The sequence below is a fragment of the Alkaliflexus imshenetskii DSM 15055 genome, assembly GCF_000517065.1.
Taxonomy (GTDB): domain Bacteria; phylum Bacteroidota; class Bacteroidia; order Bacteroidales; family Marinilabiliaceae; genus Alkaliflexus; species Alkaliflexus imshenetskii.
The window spans coordinates 3,080,351-3,094,830 of sequence record NZ_KI912105.1 but is presented as its reverse complement, the minus strand read 5'-3'; the positions used below and the strand labels follow the sequence as shown (position 1 = coordinate 3,094,830).

Annotated in this window: 15 protein-coding genes and 1 pseudogene; 1 reads left to right on the top strand and 15 read right to left on the bottom strand. The window is 42.7% G+C overall.

Annotation, left to right across the window (positions count from 1 at the left end):
- Window positions 1-91 precede the first annotated feature (91 nt).
- Entirely contained in the window at window positions 92-2,323 is a 2,232-nt protein-coding gene (gene purL / locus ALKIM_RS0113040; RefSeq protein WP_026475029.1) for a phosphoribosylformylglycinamidine synthase subunit PurL, read from the bottom strand.
- A gap of 219 nt (window positions 2,324-2,542) precedes the next feature.
- On the opposite strand from purL, the gene ALKIM_RS0113030 reads away from it, so the two are divergent.
- Window positions 2,543-3,298, top strand: coding sequence for an SDR family NAD(P)-dependent oxidoreductase (locus tag ALKIM_RS0113030; protein WP_026475028.1), 756 nt, complete (start codon window positions 2,543-2,545; stop codon window positions 3,296-3,298).
- Between the two features lie 431 nt (window positions 3,299-3,729).
- Here the strand turns inward: ALKIM_RS0113030 and ALKIM_RS0113025 are convergent, their stop codons facing one another.
- The 14 genes and pseudogenes from ALKIM_RS0113025 to ALKIM_RS18545 all read right to left on the bottom strand — a co-directional run bounded on the left by ALKIM_RS0113025 (window position 3,730) and on the right by ALKIM_RS18545 (window position 14,422).
- Window positions 3,730-4,950, bottom strand: a complete 1,221-nt coding sequence (locus ALKIM_RS0113025; RefSeq protein WP_026475027.1) for a serpin family protein — start codon at window positions 4,948-4,950, stop codon at window positions 3,730-3,732.
- Between the two features lie 70 nt (window positions 4,951-5,020).
- Window positions 5,021-5,758 carry a nitroreductase family protein gene (locus tag ALKIM_RS0113020; protein ID WP_262480549.1) on the bottom strand — a complete coding sequence of 246 codons (738 nt, stop codon included), beginning with the start codon at window positions 5,756-5,758 and terminating at the stop codon, window positions 5,021-5,023.
- Between the two features lie 142 nt (window positions 5,759-5,900).
- On the bottom strand, window positions 5,901-6,809 hold the full coding sequence (locus ALKIM_RS20395; protein ID WP_394332396.1) for a T9SS type A sorting domain-containing protein: 909 nt from the start codon (window positions 6,807-6,809) through the stop codon (window positions 5,901-5,903).
- Window positions 6,798-7,433, bottom strand: a pseudogene (locus ALKIM_RS20270) (S8 family serine peptidase); the annotation flags it as partial. The gene ALKIM_RS20395 and the pseudogene ALKIM_RS20270, both read right to left, overlap by 12 nt.
- Complete coding sequence (locus ALKIM_RS0113005; protein WP_026475023.1) at window positions 7,402-8,220, bottom strand: hypothetical protein; 819 nt, start codon at window positions 8,218-8,220, stop codon at window positions 7,402-7,404. The pseudogene ALKIM_RS20270 and the gene ALKIM_RS0113005, both read right to left, overlap by 32 nt.
- Window positions 8,221-8,231: 11 nt before the next feature.
- A complete protein-coding gene (locus ALKIM_RS0113000) occupies window positions 8,232-8,582 on the bottom strand; it encodes a hypothetical protein (RefSeq protein WP_026475022.1) in 351 nt (116 codons plus the stop codon).
- A gap of 503 nt (window positions 8,583-9,085) precedes the next feature.
- Window positions 9,086-9,256, bottom strand: coding sequence for a hypothetical protein (locus ALKIM_RS19930; protein WP_157363908.1), 171 nt, complete (start codon window positions 9,254-9,256; stop codon window positions 9,086-9,088).
- A gap of 368 nt (window positions 9,257-9,624) precedes the next feature.
- Window positions 9,625-10,518, bottom strand: coding sequence for a 4-hydroxy-tetrahydrodipicolinate synthase (gene dapA, locus ALKIM_RS0112985; RefSeq protein ID WP_044117942.1), 894 nt, complete (start codon window positions 10,516-10,518; stop codon window positions 9,625-9,627).
- Between the two features lie 340 nt (window positions 10,519-10,858).
- Complete coding sequence (locus ALKIM_RS0112975; protein WP_218916703.1) at window positions 10,859-11,743, bottom strand: ABC transporter ATP-binding protein; 885 nt, start codon at window positions 11,741-11,743, stop codon at window positions 10,859-10,861.
- Window positions 11,728-12,408 carry a molybdate ABC transporter permease subunit gene (gene modB, locus ALKIM_RS0112970; protein ID WP_026475017.1) on the bottom strand — a complete coding sequence of 227 codons (681 nt, stop codon included), beginning with the start codon at window positions 12,406-12,408 and terminating at the stop codon, window positions 11,728-11,730. Before modB ends, ALKIM_RS0112975 begins: the two co-directional genes overlap by 16 nt.
- A gap of 2 nt (window positions 12,409-12,410) precedes the next feature.
- Window positions 12,411-12,902, bottom strand: coding sequence for a TOBE domain-containing protein (locus ALKIM_RS19370; protein WP_052345557.1), 492 nt, complete (start codon window positions 12,900-12,902; stop codon window positions 12,411-12,413).
- Window positions 12,903-12,983: 81 nt separating this feature from the next.
- Window positions 12,984-13,724, bottom strand: a complete 741-nt coding sequence (modA, locus tag ALKIM_RS0112960; protein ID WP_044117941.1) for a molybdate ABC transporter substrate-binding protein — start codon at window positions 13,722-13,724, stop codon at window positions 12,984-12,986.
- A 102-nt stretch (window positions 13,725-13,826) separates the two neighbouring features.
- Window positions 13,827-14,159 carry a winged helix-turn-helix domain-containing protein gene (locus ALKIM_RS18550; RefSeq protein ID WP_044117940.1) on the bottom strand — a complete coding sequence of 111 codons (333 nt, stop codon included), beginning with the start codon at window positions 14,157-14,159 and terminating at the stop codon, window positions 13,827-13,829.
- A 2-nt stretch (window positions 14,160-14,161) separates the two neighbouring features.
- Window positions 14,162-14,422: a TOBE domain-containing protein gene (locus ALKIM_RS18545; RefSeq protein ID WP_044117939.1), complete on the bottom strand. Its 261-nt coding sequence runs from the start codon at window positions 14,420-14,422 to the stop codon at window positions 14,162-14,164.
- Window positions 14,423-14,480: the final 58 nt, after the last annotated feature.

Here is a 14,480-nt window from a genome sequence, read left to right as displayed (position 1 = left end):
AACTCTGAAAACTCAAAAATAACCAAAAACATAAAGAAAGGGGCATTCGAAACAGATGAACACCCCTTTAAATATCGTACAAAACCGTTAATTAAATCTTCTTGCCTTCAACCCAATCCTTAAGGTGATTTTCAAACGACTTTTTTAAATCCTCCACAAACCCATAAGACTCATCGTCGATGCGGAGTTCGCCTTTGGTCACATGACCAAGAATACTGAACGGAAACTCCTGCTCCACCATATAGTCGACAAATAGATCCTGTTTTTCGGCAGAAACGGACACAATTACGCGGCTTTGCGATTCACCAAACAGGAAGGCGTCCTTGCGGATTTCAGCATCGGTGGTGATGTCAAAACCAAATTCGAGCGGAATGGCACACTCGAGCAACGAAAAGAAAAGACCTCCATTAGACACATCATGAACCGACCGTACCAGACCTTTGTCAATCATTCCTGACACAACCTGCTGCATCTCCTGCTCTTCGGCTGCATCGTAATAAGGTGGTAATGATGAATTGATTCGATGTACTTTACGCACATACTCTGAGCCATTTACATCGTTACGTGAACGACCAACCAAAAAAATCATATCTCCTTTATGTCTGAACGACAGCGTTGTATGATGTTTTGCATCTTTTAGCAAACCAACCATCCCAATAATTGGCGACGGCGTAACCGGAATAATCTGCCCATCGACCGAGCGTTGATTGTAAAAACTCACATTACCACTGATAACGGGAAGTTTGAATAATCTGCACGCTTCGGCAACACCTTTAACCGATGCCACAAAAGCACCATAGGCTTTTGGGTCATTTGGACTTCCAAAATTAAGGCAATCAGATACTGCCAATGGTTTGCCACCGGCACAAACGATATTACGTGCCGCCTCGGCCACTGCAATCTGAGCCCCCTTGTAAGGGTCAGCATTCATGTATCCGGGGTTACAATCCATGGTGGCGACCAGAGCCTTTCCGTTTTCTACCACCTCAATTATTGACGCATCGGAAGGATATTTTGTGCTTAAATCTTCGGCGCGCAGTGATTTTGAGAACTTACGGCTCAACCATTTTTTCGACACCAGATTTAAAGAGCTCATCATGGTTTTAACTGTGGCAGGATAGTGGTCAGGCTCCGGAAGCGTATCCACATCACAATCTACAGCCTGTGCACCATCGAGCTCAAAAAGCGGCTCGTAAACCGGAGCTTTACCACCCAATCCCAGATACTCAACTGGCAAAGACACTTGTACGGCTCCGTTGTTATTAAGCGTAAATAAGCCGTCGGCAGTAACCTCTCCCAACAGGCCAAAATGCACATCATTTTCTTTGGCCAGTTTTTTTATTTCAGTAAGATGCTCAGGCGCAAAGCACACCAACATTCTACCCCAGGTTTCAGACACGAGAATGTCTCTCGGACTTAATGCAGCATCTCTCAATGGCACCTCTTTGGTCGAGATTTTCACGCCCGATTTTCCGCGGGCAGCCATTTCAGTAACTGCTCCAACAATTCCTTGTGCGCCAATGGGCTGAATACCCACGGCCATTTTATCCGCAATAAGCTTTTGAATCACTTTAAACAAGGCTTTTTCAACATCTACGTTGCGCAGATAGTCGAGCGCCAATCCTTTTGTACCATTATCGCTGATAATATCTGAATTAAAAGCATCCCCATCGATGCCCTCATTGCCAGTTTCGACACCAATAATGGCAATCAGGTTGCCTACACCTTTTGCTACGGCAGAAATCAGGTCATCCTTAGGCGCCACACCCACCACCATATTATTTACAATTGGGCTGGAGTTAAAGGCGTCGCAGAAAAATGTTTCACCACCAACAACCGGTACACCAAACCCTTTTTCAAAATCGGCCAATCCGGTTACCACCTCCTCGAACAACCAACGGGCCGTGTCGCGCTCGCCGTTGCCAAACCTCAGAGAATTAAGAAAAGCCAGTGGCTTGGCTCCCATTGCAAAAATGTCGCGGGTAACCACTCTAAGCCCGGTTGAAGCCCCCAAGCGGGGTTGAACAGCACAAGGATGGTTGTGTGATTCTACTTTAAAAACACATACCTGCCCATCGCCAATATCAATGGCTCCGGCACTCTCCTTTCCGGCCTCCACAACAACCCCATCGCCCTTCTTGGGCAACAGCTCAAGCCATTTCAGCGAGTTTTTGTAACTGGCGTGCTCCGACCAAAGGATGGAGAATATTTCCAGTTCCAGGTGATTGGGCTTACGCCCTAAAATATGTTGTATCTGTTCGAACTCCTCAGATGTAAGATTGAAGACTTCGGCATCATAAATGGTAGTTTCCTGCATGGACATAGCTCACAGTTTATAAAATCAATCCGACACTTCTTTAAAAAAAACGTAATTTTACCAATCGCAATAGTGCCGTAAATACATTGCTGAAAGTAATAAAAAACAACCAGATTCCAAACGCATTTATCAAAATAGGAAGCACCATCATAAGCCTAAGCAACCTTAATAAAGAGATGCAAAGAATTGATAATTAACAATATGACACCATCAAAAAATATTACAATGAGAAAGCGTGCATTGATTACCGGAGCCACATCGGGTATTGGGAGAGCCACAGCCCACAAACTAGCTGTGCTTGGATACGATTTAATAATTACGGGTAGGCGAAGTGAGCGGTTGCATGGGTTGAAAGACGAGCTGATAAACCTTGACATTGAAGTAACCCCATTGGTATTTGACATTCGCGACCGCGATGCCACGATAAAGGCATGGACAGAGTTACCGATCCAGAAAAAAGTGATTGATGTACTCGTTAACAATGCCGGTTTGGCCGCAGGCGCCGATCCCATTAACCAGGGCAACTGGGCCGACTGGGAACAGATGATTGATACAAACATCAAAGGATTGCTGGCCATGAGTCAACTGGTTATACCGGGTATGATTGAGCGTAAATCAGGCCACATCATCAACGTTAGTTCCATCGCCGGAAAAGATGTGTATGCCAACGGCAACGTGTATTGCGCTACAAAACATGCGGTGGAAGCCATCAGTAAAGGAATGCGCATTGATTTGTTGCAGCACCACATCAAAGTTTCCACCATATCGCCGGGAATGGTGGAGACGGAGTTTTCGATTGTGAGATACCATGGTGATAAAGCCAAAGCCGACAATGTGTATAAAGGTCTGACGCCCCTCTACGCCGAAGATGTAGCCGATGCCATTGAGTTTATGGTAACCAGACCGGCGCACGTAAATGTAAACGACATGCTGCTGATGCCTGCGCGCCAGGCTACAGGTGTTTACAATTATCGGGATTGATGCGCAGAAAGCAATTATTTTCTGCACCTAAGCAATAAAAAAAGGGATGCCACTGTAAAGACCAACAGATAAGGCATCCCTTTTATAATTATATCATTATTGTCCGGCAAAAGAGATATCTCTTCTTTCAAGTGCTCAAGCCGCACGGGCTCTTACTTTTTTTCTTCAGCAAAAAAAAGTAAGCAAAAAATGCCGCCGCAACAGATAATTTTCTAAAAACCAGATCAATTGTCTGAAATCCGAAAACTCGCTGCGCTTAAACAACTCGGATTTTTTAACGACAATTTATCTGATTTTTTTAACGAAAATTCTCTGAGGCGGAAAGTAAGCCCCCAAAGAGAACAAAACCTTCTAAAGACCTCATTAACTAATGCTTTATATAATTTCCGATTTTTTTTTTCGGACACCAATGTAATTATATAATGAATCCGCTATTTCAAAGGATTTTCAATTTTACCGGCAAACAAGACCGCACCGCTTTCTTTCTCAGAAATCACAAAAACAAATGGTCTGTCGAACCGAAACACCGGCGGAGTTGGACCCACGCTTGTTAGCTCAAAGCCGATGCTGGTAACGGCAGCCGCTTCGGTACCCCGTTCATCCACTTCGATGAATGTTTTGTGCACCACATCGCTTATGTGAATGGGGCCATCGGTAATGTTACTGAACCCCGACCCGGGAGCAAATGCCATATTCATGCCCAGAGAGTTCATCGACGGAATCAGGTTAAATTCACACTCCGTTTTAAATCGCGGCAAATAAATCTCCAATTCACGCGCATGCTGCTGGCTGCGCAACGCCTTCCAGGCTTCAGTGTTAAGCGAGTTGATTATGTCATCGGCCGTTTTACCACCATCAGGCAGAAGCAGGCTCATGGCGAAAGCATCATTGCCATAGGGCAATCTCACGCCTGAAAACCCATCACCATGGAGGGTGGCAAACTTCTCCTTTTGATACATCATCTTAACGTTAATCTCGCTACCATCAGACAAACGGAAAGGCTGATCGCTGGTTTTGCCTTTGTCGAAACGCGAAGCCCACTCCCCATTGAAATAAACTGCATTGACCAGAAAAAGAAAATGGTCCGCGGAAATATTGTCGATGATTGATGGAATTTTACCCCGGGTTTTGCCATTTACCCAGTCGTTGATAGCCTTAATGGAGGCTTGCTTGTTATTAAAATCAAGCGCGGCAATTTCCGCATCATAGTAGGTTTTGAGCGCATCGAAAAAAGGCGTTTTAATAGCAATTTCCTTATGATACCAGGCTGAATTGGCAATGCCGAGCTTTACTTTTGGGTCGGCTGTTTGCAAGGCGCCCCGAATATTCTGGTATGCCTCGTTCATGCCATCACTATTGTCAAAACCCATCACTGAGAGCATCTCGGCACGATTGTCGCCAGAGGCACCGTTGATGGCCATTCCAAACGCCTGCGTAACACTTATTGGGGAAACCACCACATTGCTACCCGCATCTGCCTCCTGATTAATGGTTCGGAACAGATTCCAGCCAAAGGCATCACCATCCTCAATCAGAGAGAGCGATTTTTGCGTAAACTCCTCTTTTGGCCATTGCACTTCAGACTCCTTATCTTTATCGGTACAGGCATTCATCAGGAACATGATACCTGCAAAAAAAAGCAAACTCTTCATAACTTCAAATTTTTAGGTTGTGTTCCCTTATGATGCAATAGATTGAAAAGGTTGCCTGCATCGGCAGATATTAATCCAATCCAAAACCAAAACCTTGCGCCTTCAGAACATCGACAAGCATTTTCGAGAAATGTTCATTGTCAGCTTTTTTGTAGCGTACATCGGTAAAAACCTGGGCTAAGGTCTCCTTGTTGTTCTCCTTCACAAAACTTTGATACAGTTCCATGGACTCTTTCTCGCGATAAATCCGGTCGATGTCGGCAGCGGAATAGTCTTCATACGCTTCATAATGCACCACGGCATTGAGCGGCAGGCGGTCGGTCAGTGGCGGAGATTCATCGGGATAACCGATGGTAACCGTTGTAACAGGCACGACCCCTTTGGGCAGTTTGAGCGTTTCAATAATTTTGCCCGCATTGTAGGTAGTGGTGCCAAAATAGCATATTCCCAGCCCTTTGGCTTCGGACGCTACGCAGACATTTTGAGCCACCAGCAAAGCATCGATGGCCGCTGTGAAAAAAGAGAGAAAATTGTCATAACCCGGCTCGGCATTTCGGGCATGGCACCATTTGTTAAACCGGTTAAAATCGGCACAAAAAGTAAGTACCACCGGCGCTCCGGTTATAGATGGCTGGTTAAAATGTGCAGGAGCCAAAGCTGCCTTCCCCTGGTCCGATGTGGTAACAACAATGCTATAAACCTGCATATTGCCTGTGGTTGAGGCTCTGCAACCAGCTTCCAGTATTTCATTGAGCAGTTCGTTACCAATCGGTTTGGACATATATTTCCGGATGGAACGGTGCGACATTAATGTGTTGAGGGTATCCATAGAGTGGGTGTGAATGAGTGAGTGAATGAATTAACAAACAGTAGAACAGATGAGATAATGATTTTAATGAAAATTAGGGTTTCACTAAGAGCAACACCCTAATTAAATATACGAAAAAATGTTACTGAACTACTAGTTTTTGGCTAAGCTTCTCATTTTTGAAAGTAGCTGTAACAATGTAAATCCCCTTCTCCCAACCAGAGGTATTAATAGTATGCGACTCGCTATTAAGATTAACTTTACTCATGACAAGACGTTGACTTTGATCATGTATCTCAAATGACCATAGAGGGATCTCAGAGTATAGTTTTTCATTGGAACCAGCAATAATATTAAAAGTTGTTTCGCCTGAAACAGGGTTAGGGCTTATCGACAAATAATAATGCCCCGGAACAGCGTAAACAGAGACATAACGCACCGCACCTTGATTACAGGGAGATAATTGCTCTACTGTTAATTGATAATTCCCTTCATGGACAAACGAAAGCCATATTGTATTTCCAATGCCGGAAAATGTACAACCGCGACCACTGCATGGGAATTGTGGTGTAAGTTCCCACCTGTAACTACTTTGAGCCGGAGGATTCAAAACTGAAAAATAATACTCCTTACCAGTTTGTGGCAGTCCAATTACCTGATGAGTTGCAGCATCATGAGGGCCTGAAACATTTGGCAACGGGTTCCCTGCATGCGTATTAAAAACAGGCAGGGTAATCTCCCCGCAATCTGCAACCAGCCTTGCCCTTACCCAACTGGCACCGGTACCGGTGGCTGAGAAAGTGCAATTGGAGGTGTTTTGCCCTGCGGTAATAGCAAGGTTAGTGCCATGTGTCCATACAATGGAATTTACCGATTGGGGTAAGTTGTTGATGGTAAAGGTGGCACCAGAGGAGCAGACGGTGGTGGGGCCGGAGATGGAAGGAGCTATAGCTTGAACAGCAGCATGAGCATTTACGAGACCGTAACCATAAGTATTATCAAAACCTACAGGGCCTAAATCGCGAGCTGTATTTTGCAGTACAGTCCGCACCTGTGTTTCTGTTAAATCTGGTCGCAATGACAGCATTAAAGCAGCAACTCCGGAAACCTGGGGACATGCAGCTGATGTGCCATTAAACTGGAAATAGTAATTTGGATCAGTGCCACTGTTGTATCCTAAAGCCCCCATTCTATCTGTTGTAACTATATCTCCTGGAATGCCGCCTGAAAGTGCCACAAGGTTCATCTAAGGTCCTCTGCTGCTGTAATTATGGATATTGCCATTGCGATTAATAGCTCCTACAGTAATTACACCATTTACATTAGCCGGGAAAGTAACACCGCTAAATTGTTGGTTTGAATTCCCTGACGCGAAAACAACAATACTGCCAAGTCCATTACGACCTTGTGTTCTGGCATTATTTATTGCTGTCGTAATATCGTTAGAAGGGCTTCCTCCACCCCAGGAACAACTGAGCACATCGGCCCTACTCCATGCCCAATTGATGGCTTCGGCAATTTCAATGTTAGTTCCGAACCCCTCAATCCGCCCTCCTAGCCAATCAATAAAAGTTTCATCAGGGACAATATTTACAGGTAGAATATTTACATTACTGGCAACTCCCCTGATGCCAATTGTATTATTAGAAGCAGCTACAATCCCGGCACATGCCATGTGCTTTGGGATCTAAACTATTGGCGTTTTGAGGAATTCCTACTCCAGTGACATTCCTTATGGTATAACCTTCCAAAACACGAACCCCCATATCTTCATGATTTCTGTCAACACCGGCATCTATTACAGTAACTGTAATACATGCGTTACCATTTGTTAAATTCCAGACAGGTTCAACATTGATATCAATTCCAGCCGTACCCCCGTTTTGCCCTGTATTTTTCAAATAGTATTGTTGTGGATAGAATGTATTTTTAGTTCTATAATCAGATAAAAACTCCGGCTCACACCACATAACATCATCCCTTGTGTCTAAATCATTGACTAGCCTCAGCACTTCTCCTGATTGGGCAACATTACACTTTAAAACATATCTCTGATTACCTCCACTCTCTTTAACTAATTTCCCTTCATATTTATCCAAAATCAACTGTAATGTAGCATCTGGTTTGAGCATTACCACGATACGTGGCAAAACAATTACCATACCGCTTCCATTATCCCGATAAACAAATGAAAAAAAATCATAATTTTCAGCTTTCAATTTGGTCCCTCTTATCAAAAAGCGGTTACCGGGCATCACTTGAAAAAAATCAATTTCACCTTTTCTATGTTTTTCTTCAAAAACACTATTCTGTTTCTCTACAAACTGGTTACTTAGCTGTATAACAAACGCCGTACTATCTATTTTCAAATCAATCTTCTCCCCCTGATACCGATAAAAAGACTGGGAAAATAAAATAGTAGAGATAAAACCGATTACGATTGTTGTAAAAAACCTTTTCATAATTTGAGATTTCAATTGTTACAGAATTCAATACGAGCTGTGAATTTTGGCCATAGACAATATGCAGTGGCAGGACCTTCCCAATCTTCGTATTGGATGATTTTAAAATATACAACATCACCTACTTTTAATGTACCCCCGTATAAATCCGGGTCAAATGATATTGTATTGCCTACTTCAAACTCACTGTCTTTAGTGCTTTTTGTAATCTTAATAATATTCTGGCAACCGTCTCCCTGATTAAGACTTATCACCTCTCCTTGAAAACACAGGGAATCCCGTTTCTCATCTTTTTCACACCCTGCCCCCATTAAACTGATGAGCAGGAGGAAAACACTAATTTTTGAAATTGTTATTTTCATTTTTATATGTTTTTAAATTTTACAATTGAGATTTTTCCGGATTGTCCGGTAAGCGAAAATTGCTTAAGGCGGTCGAGGTTTCATTACTTTGGGTTTTAAAGGGTGCAATACAGGTGTTTTAGCTTCCCTTTTCCAAAACTTTGGAGGCATTATGGAAAAGTTTTGTAGCTGAACTAAATAGCTTTCATAACTTATTGTTTTAATAGGGTTAAACTTAACTTAGTTTTCAGAATCAATTCTGTGGGAATTATTAATGGGATGTCAAAATAATCATATACTTCGGCACAGTTCGAATATCTCAACTCATCAATCTCCGATTGTTGTGGATCTCTATACTGGAAATATACAGTTCGTGAGAAAGGAAAGTCAGCTCCCGATTCCATAACTTGAATAATCGGGATCTCAACAATATTCTGATATTTTACAGCGATTCCTTCTCCTCCCGGGTAGAAAGATGGCATAGGAATATCAACTCCTAAAGTATCATTATTCAAAACCTGTACTCAAATGACTTCATTAAAACAATCTTTATAAATTGCTCTATACAAAGTATCATTTGGAACAAAGGCTTTGATAAATCCGTCAGGGATTTTTTCTTCATCATTATTACATCCCATCAATGATAAAAGCAAGACTATAAGAAAGACCCCAATTTCAAAAAATAATATTTTCATAGTGTTAGATGTTAAGTGGATAAAAACCGGTGGCAAAAATGGATATTCAATGAGACAACGCCGAAAAAACACGAAAGAAATATACCATTTAAACAATGATGTTAAATTTACGAAAGGGTTGCGAATCAAGTCTATGTTTTTGAGCAGATTGCATTTTGTGATACGGAAACTCAGAGCTGTCGAAAAAAGAACAAAAATTCCTATGTGATGCTCCGCACGTTTTGTGCAACCTATTCTTATTTTACCATAAGTTTAATACTGATGTTTTATTGGCGATTCGAGAAGTGGCTGTAACCTATATCAAAAAGAGCAGCCACCTCAGTTTAATATCTGAGATGGCTGCTCCATTAGTTTTTTTGATACAAAATTTATACTAACCCCAGCTTCTTCAGCTCATTTTCGAGTGATTTTCTGGTGGCATCCTCCATGGTGCAAAGGGGAGAGCGGAAAACTTCATTTACTTTACCCATTAATGCAAGCGCAGTTTTCACCGGAATCGGGTTTGACTCAACAAACATCAAATCCATGATTCTCTTGTATTTATAAAACAGTTTGCGTGTTGAAACCACATCTCCATCGAGCGAAAACTTCATTAATTGATGAAATTCAGCCGGTATAACGTTGGCAATTACCGAGATACAACCATCGGCGCCCAGCAAGTTGGCCGAGGAAGCCAGAAAATCGTCTCCACTATATACGTTAAAACCTTGGGGACGGTGAGCGAGCAGGTTGGCAAACACCTCCATGCTGCCTCCAGCCTCTTTAATGGCCACAATGTTTTTATGCTCTTTAGCCAACTGGATGGCCAAATCCCAAGCGATGCAACTGCCCGTACGGCCTGGCACATTATAAAGTACAATGGGAATATTCACAGCTTGAGCCACACTGGAAAAGTGCTGGTGAAGCCCTTTACGGGTAGGTTTATTATAATATGGCGCCACCACCAAAAGGGCATCAACCCCAATGCTTTCGGCTTTTTTGGAGTACTTGATACAATCCTGAGTTGAATTGCTGCCGGTGCCTGCGATAACCGGAATGCGGCCATTGATAGTCTTTACGGCACGTTCCATCATCATCGCATCTTCTTCTTCGGAGAGGGTGGGTGTTTCGCCGGTTGTGCCACATACCACCAGGCCGTCGGTTCCTTTGGCTATGTGCCACTCAATAAGTGCATCAAAAGCATCAAAATCAATTTCTCCACTCTCTTTAAAAGGGGTAACTATGGCAACGATTGAGCCACGCAGGTTCTGAATTTTAGACATATAATTCTATTCTAAGATGAACTTTATCAAACATAACGGCTGAAAATGCATTCACACAACCGGTTACTACTAAATTGAGATGGTTAGATTTAAGTCTGATGGAATTGTAAAGTTAATCTTTGAAGATGCTTTGCCCTTCATCCAAACTTGTAAATCACTACAATCATCTAACTTATTAACATCTAATTTAATAAACAGAAATAAACGAGCCAGTACCAAATGCATCCTTGAAAAACCCTACTTAAAAGTCAGGATTGATGTTCAGATGTGTAAAGATATTGAAAAGATAAATAAGTGCAAAAAGATTATTGACCAGCGAGAGATTCAAAGCGACTAACATCTAAAGCTTCATAACAAGCGGGTTAAACGCCTTTGAAAAGACCATCACACGGTCGCCTTCGGTGAGTTCAGCAATGTCGCTTTCGAAAGCGGTTACTTTGATGATTTGATTCATTCCGGTAACCACCGTAAGTAAATAAAAAGTGTCTTGTGTCTCTATCTTCACGATGGTGCCCGTGATTTGTACTTTGCCGCTAATTTGATTGTTGATGAAGATGTCATCGGGACGTCCAAACCCCTTAATTTTCCCATCCTGGATAAGCATGACCTTTTGCGCCAGGCGAAACACCTCGGCCAGGTCGTGGCTCACCAACAACGTTGTGGTATTACTAATTGAGTGAGCCTTCAGTATTTCGTTTTGCAAGGATGTTCTAATGCCCGCATCGAGTGCCGACAAAGGCTCATCGAGCAACATGAATTTAGGTTTGCGAGCCAGCGCACGGGCCAATGCCACGCGTTGTTTTTGTCCGCCCGAGAGTTTTTCAGGTTTACGGTTGGCAAACTCTGTTAACCCAAAGTTTTGCAGCAACTCATCAATAAATATCTTATCCCTATCTTTTTGACCATAAGCCACATTGTTGTAAACACTCATATTCGGGAAAAGTGCATAATCCTGAAAAACGAAGCCAATGTTTCGCTTCTGTGGCGGCATGTTTATTCCACGGGCCGAACTAAACCAGACCTCATCGCCCACCTTAATAGTTCCATTATCGGGAGTGGTAAGCCCGGCAATCATCCTGAGCAAGGTAGTTTTGCCGGCACCCGACTCGCCAAACAACACCACCAGTTCGCCGGCGGAGATGGAAATCTGTATAGACAACACCATCCTGCCATAAGCAGAAACAAGTTCTTTTTGCACATCTAATTCGATTATATCATTTTCCATGCATCGCTTTTTCTGTTGACAGTATAAATTAGGGTAAGTATGACAAACGAAGTAAGAAACAACGTGAGTGCATACTGGTTGGCAGCATCGAAATTAAGCGCCTGAACCTCATCGTAAATAGCAATTGAAGCCACACGGGTTTCGCCCGGCATGTTGCCCCCCACCATGAGAATGATTCCAAACTCGCCAATACAATGGGCAAAAGTGAGCGCTATGGCTGTGATTAATGATGGCTTTATATTTGGAATTAACACCCGGAAAAAAGTAGTAGTTTTTGATTTCCCCAAGGTGTAGGAAGCTTCGCGCAGATTAACCGGAACAGCCCTTAACCCATTCGTGAGCGGCTGCACCATAAAAGGGATGCTAAACACCACTGAAGCCAAAAGAATTCCCTCAAACGTAAAAGCCAGTTGCACATCGAACCATTCACTTAAAAGTTTTCCGAACCAAAAATTGGGACTGTATGCTACCAAAATGTAGTACCCAATTACCGAAGGCGGCAAAACGAGCGGCATACTCACCAAAGCTTCGAGCACAGGTTTGAACCGAAACCGGGCGTAGGCCATGAAATAACTGAGCGGCAATCCGATTACAAGCAAAATTGAGGTGGTGTAAATTGCCAGCTTTCCGGTGAGGATGAGGGTTTGGATGAATGGGCTTGGCATGTTTAAGTTTTGAGTTGAGGGTTTATAGTTTGAAGTTGAGAGTTGATAGTTGATAGTTTATTGTTGATAGTTTTGGGTTGATAGTTTTGGGTTGATAGTTGTATTAGGGATATTTCGTTGGCTTTGATAAGAGCCAGGACTTGTGTTCCGGTTGTTAGTTCGAGTGCATTTACTGAGCGGGTTGTGATGGCAGAATGTATAATATGCTCACCAAATGAAAGTTCGACCAAACTAAGTAATTCGCCACGGTTAATAGACCTAACAATGCATGGGAAACGGTTGCGAAGACTTATTTTTCCAGATAGGTCAACCGCAATTGAGAGTTCAGACTCTTTAAAAACGGCTAACACTTGCTGGCCAGTCGTGAGCCATGCGGGCAATTTATCGGCATCGACAAGAAGAGCCGACAATGGACAGTCGCCACTGTGCAAATCGACCAGAACAACGCCACCCGAGGTGGTGATGGTTTGGATTATAGCCGGGATTATATTCATGATTTAGTCGTTTTTAGGTCATCCAATGAGTTTTAAGTCATCCGATGACTTATGGATATTTTTGCATTAGTCATCGGATGACTAGTTACAAACGAATCCGTATTTTTTAAAAATTTTGATGGCTTGGGGTGAGGAGACAAACTCTGCAAAAGTCAGGGCAAGAGAATTATCTTTGGCTCGGTTCAGAATCACAAAACTCTGTTGAAGCGGTTTGTGAGTGACATCATCAATTAAAAAGTAGCTGCCTTTTGACTGCATGTTTGGCGAGAGTGCCAGAGAAAGTGCAATTATTCCAAATTGTGCATTACCGGTAAGGCAGAACTGCGCCGCCTGAGAGATGTTCTCGCCATATATTAACCGAGGTTTCACGCCATCAAAAACACCATAATGGCGAAGGGTTTCCTCAGCTCTTAAGCCATAAGGTGCATGAGAGGGATTGGCAATGGCAATTCTGGCTTTGGGATATTCTGACAACACGGAAATACCTTTGCTAACATCAACAGAAGCGCTCCACAAAACGATTCGGCCAATGGCGTACAGCACCGGCTCGTGAATGGTGAATCCTGCCTCATGCAGTTTTTGCGGATAAATAACATCTGCCGAGAAGAACAAATCATAAGGCGCTCCATTTGATATTTGAGTAAATGCATTTCCTGATGAGCCGTAGATGACTTCCAGAATGGCTTGCGGATTTCCGGTTTTGTATGCCGCAACGACTTCGTCCATGGCATAGCGCAAATCGGCAGCAGCAGCAATTCTTACTTTTTGAGCGTAAGAAAAAAAACTTCCTGCCAACAACAACAATATCAACAATATCCTCATAAACAATCAGTTTCAGATTACAACAATTTCTACAACCAAGCTAATTCTATGTTTACACCAAACTCGTTATAAACCGAACCAGATAACGCAAGGCAAAAAAAATCACAAAGAAACTTCCACGTTTAATTTTTTCACAAGCGAAATCACATGCGATTCTATATAGACATACTCTTTTATTACACGTTTCCCGTATTCAGAAAGCTGAGTTCCACCGCCGTTGGAGCCACCTCGTTGCTTAACAACCAATGGTTGAGGAGCCAAGCGGTTCATTTCATCAACCATATTCCAGGCATGCTGGTACGAAATTTTAAGTTGTTTTGCTGCGCTGCTAAGACTCCCAAGAGCGTTAATTTGCTTGAGCAAAGAAGTTTTTGTACCGTCTAAAATGGCAGTCCCATTCTTCAAAATATCGATATGACATATAATTTCAATCATAGTTATTTGCAACCGCAACCACACTTCTCACCGGGTTCTTCCTTTTTACATTCACACGGTGTACCTATAATAACTTCTGTGGATTTAATGACTGCAATGGCAGTTTTACCTACCTCTAGTTCGAGGTCGGCAATGGCATCTTTAGAAATGATGGCCGATATTACATTGCCGCTTCCTAAATCAAGGACCACTTTTGAGTTGATTAAACCCTCTTCCACTTTTACAACCTTTCCTTTGAGTTGATTTCTGGCGCTTAGTTTCATTTTTAATACGTTTTAGAATTATTGGTATTGATAAAGGAGTTAGGGACAAGGCCGTTCT

Bases quoted from the DNA above. Each gene is read 5' to 3' on its own strand.
- ALKIM_RS19930 (WP_157363908.1), bottom strand. From the start codon at position 9,256: ATGAAAATATTATTTTTTGAAATTGGGGTCTTTCTTATAGTCTTGCTT.
- purL (WP_026475029.1), bottom strand. From the start codon at position 2,323: ATGTCCATGCAGGAAACTACCATTTATGATGCCGAAGTCTTCAATCTT.
- ALKIM_RS0113020 (WP_262480549.1), bottom strand. From the start codon at position 5,758: ATGTCGCACCGTTCCATCCGGAAATATATGTCCAAACCGATTGGTAAC.
- ALKIM_RS19370 (WP_052345557.1), bottom strand. From the start codon at position 12,902: ATGAATATAATCCCGGCTATAATCCAAACCATCACCACCTCGGGTGGC.
- modB (WP_026475017.1), bottom strand. From the start codon at position 12,408: ATGCCAAGCCCATTCATCCAAACCCTCATCCTCACCGGAAAGCTGGCA.
- ALKIM_RS0113030 (WP_026475028.1), top strand. From the start codon at position 2,543: ATGAGAAAGCGTGCATTGATTACCGGAGCCACATCGGGTATTGGGAGA.
- ALKIM_RS0112975 (WP_218916703.1), bottom strand. From the start codon at position 11,743: ATGGAAAATGATATAATCGAATTAGATGTGCAAAAAGAACTTGTTTCT.
- dapA (WP_044117942.1), bottom strand. From the start codon at position 10,518: ATGTCTAAAATTCAGAACCTGCGTGGCTCAATCGTTGCCATAGTTACC.
- ALKIM_RS18545 (WP_044117939.1), bottom strand. From the start codon at position 14,422: ATGAAACTAAGCGCCAGAAATCAACTCAAAGGAAAGGTTGTAAAAGTG.
- ALKIM_RS0113025 (WP_026475027.1), bottom strand. From the start codon at position 4,950: ATGAAGAGTTTGCTTTTTTTTGCAGGTATCATGTTCCTGATGAATGCC.
- ALKIM_RS0113005 (WP_026475023.1), bottom strand. From the start codon at position 8,220: ATGAAAAGGTTTTTTACAACAATCGTAATCGGTTTTATCTCTACTATT.
- modA (WP_044117941.1), bottom strand. From the start codon at position 13,724: ATGAGGATATTGTTGATATTGTTGTTGTTGGCAGGAAGTTTTTTTTCT.
- ALKIM_RS18550 (WP_044117940.1), bottom strand. From the start codon at position 14,159: ATGATTGAAATTATATGTCATATCGATATTTTGAAGAATGGGACTGCC.
- ALKIM_RS0113000 (WP_026475022.1), bottom strand. From the start codon at position 8,582: ATGAAAATAACAATTTCAAAAATTAGTGTTTTCCTCCTGCTCATCAGT.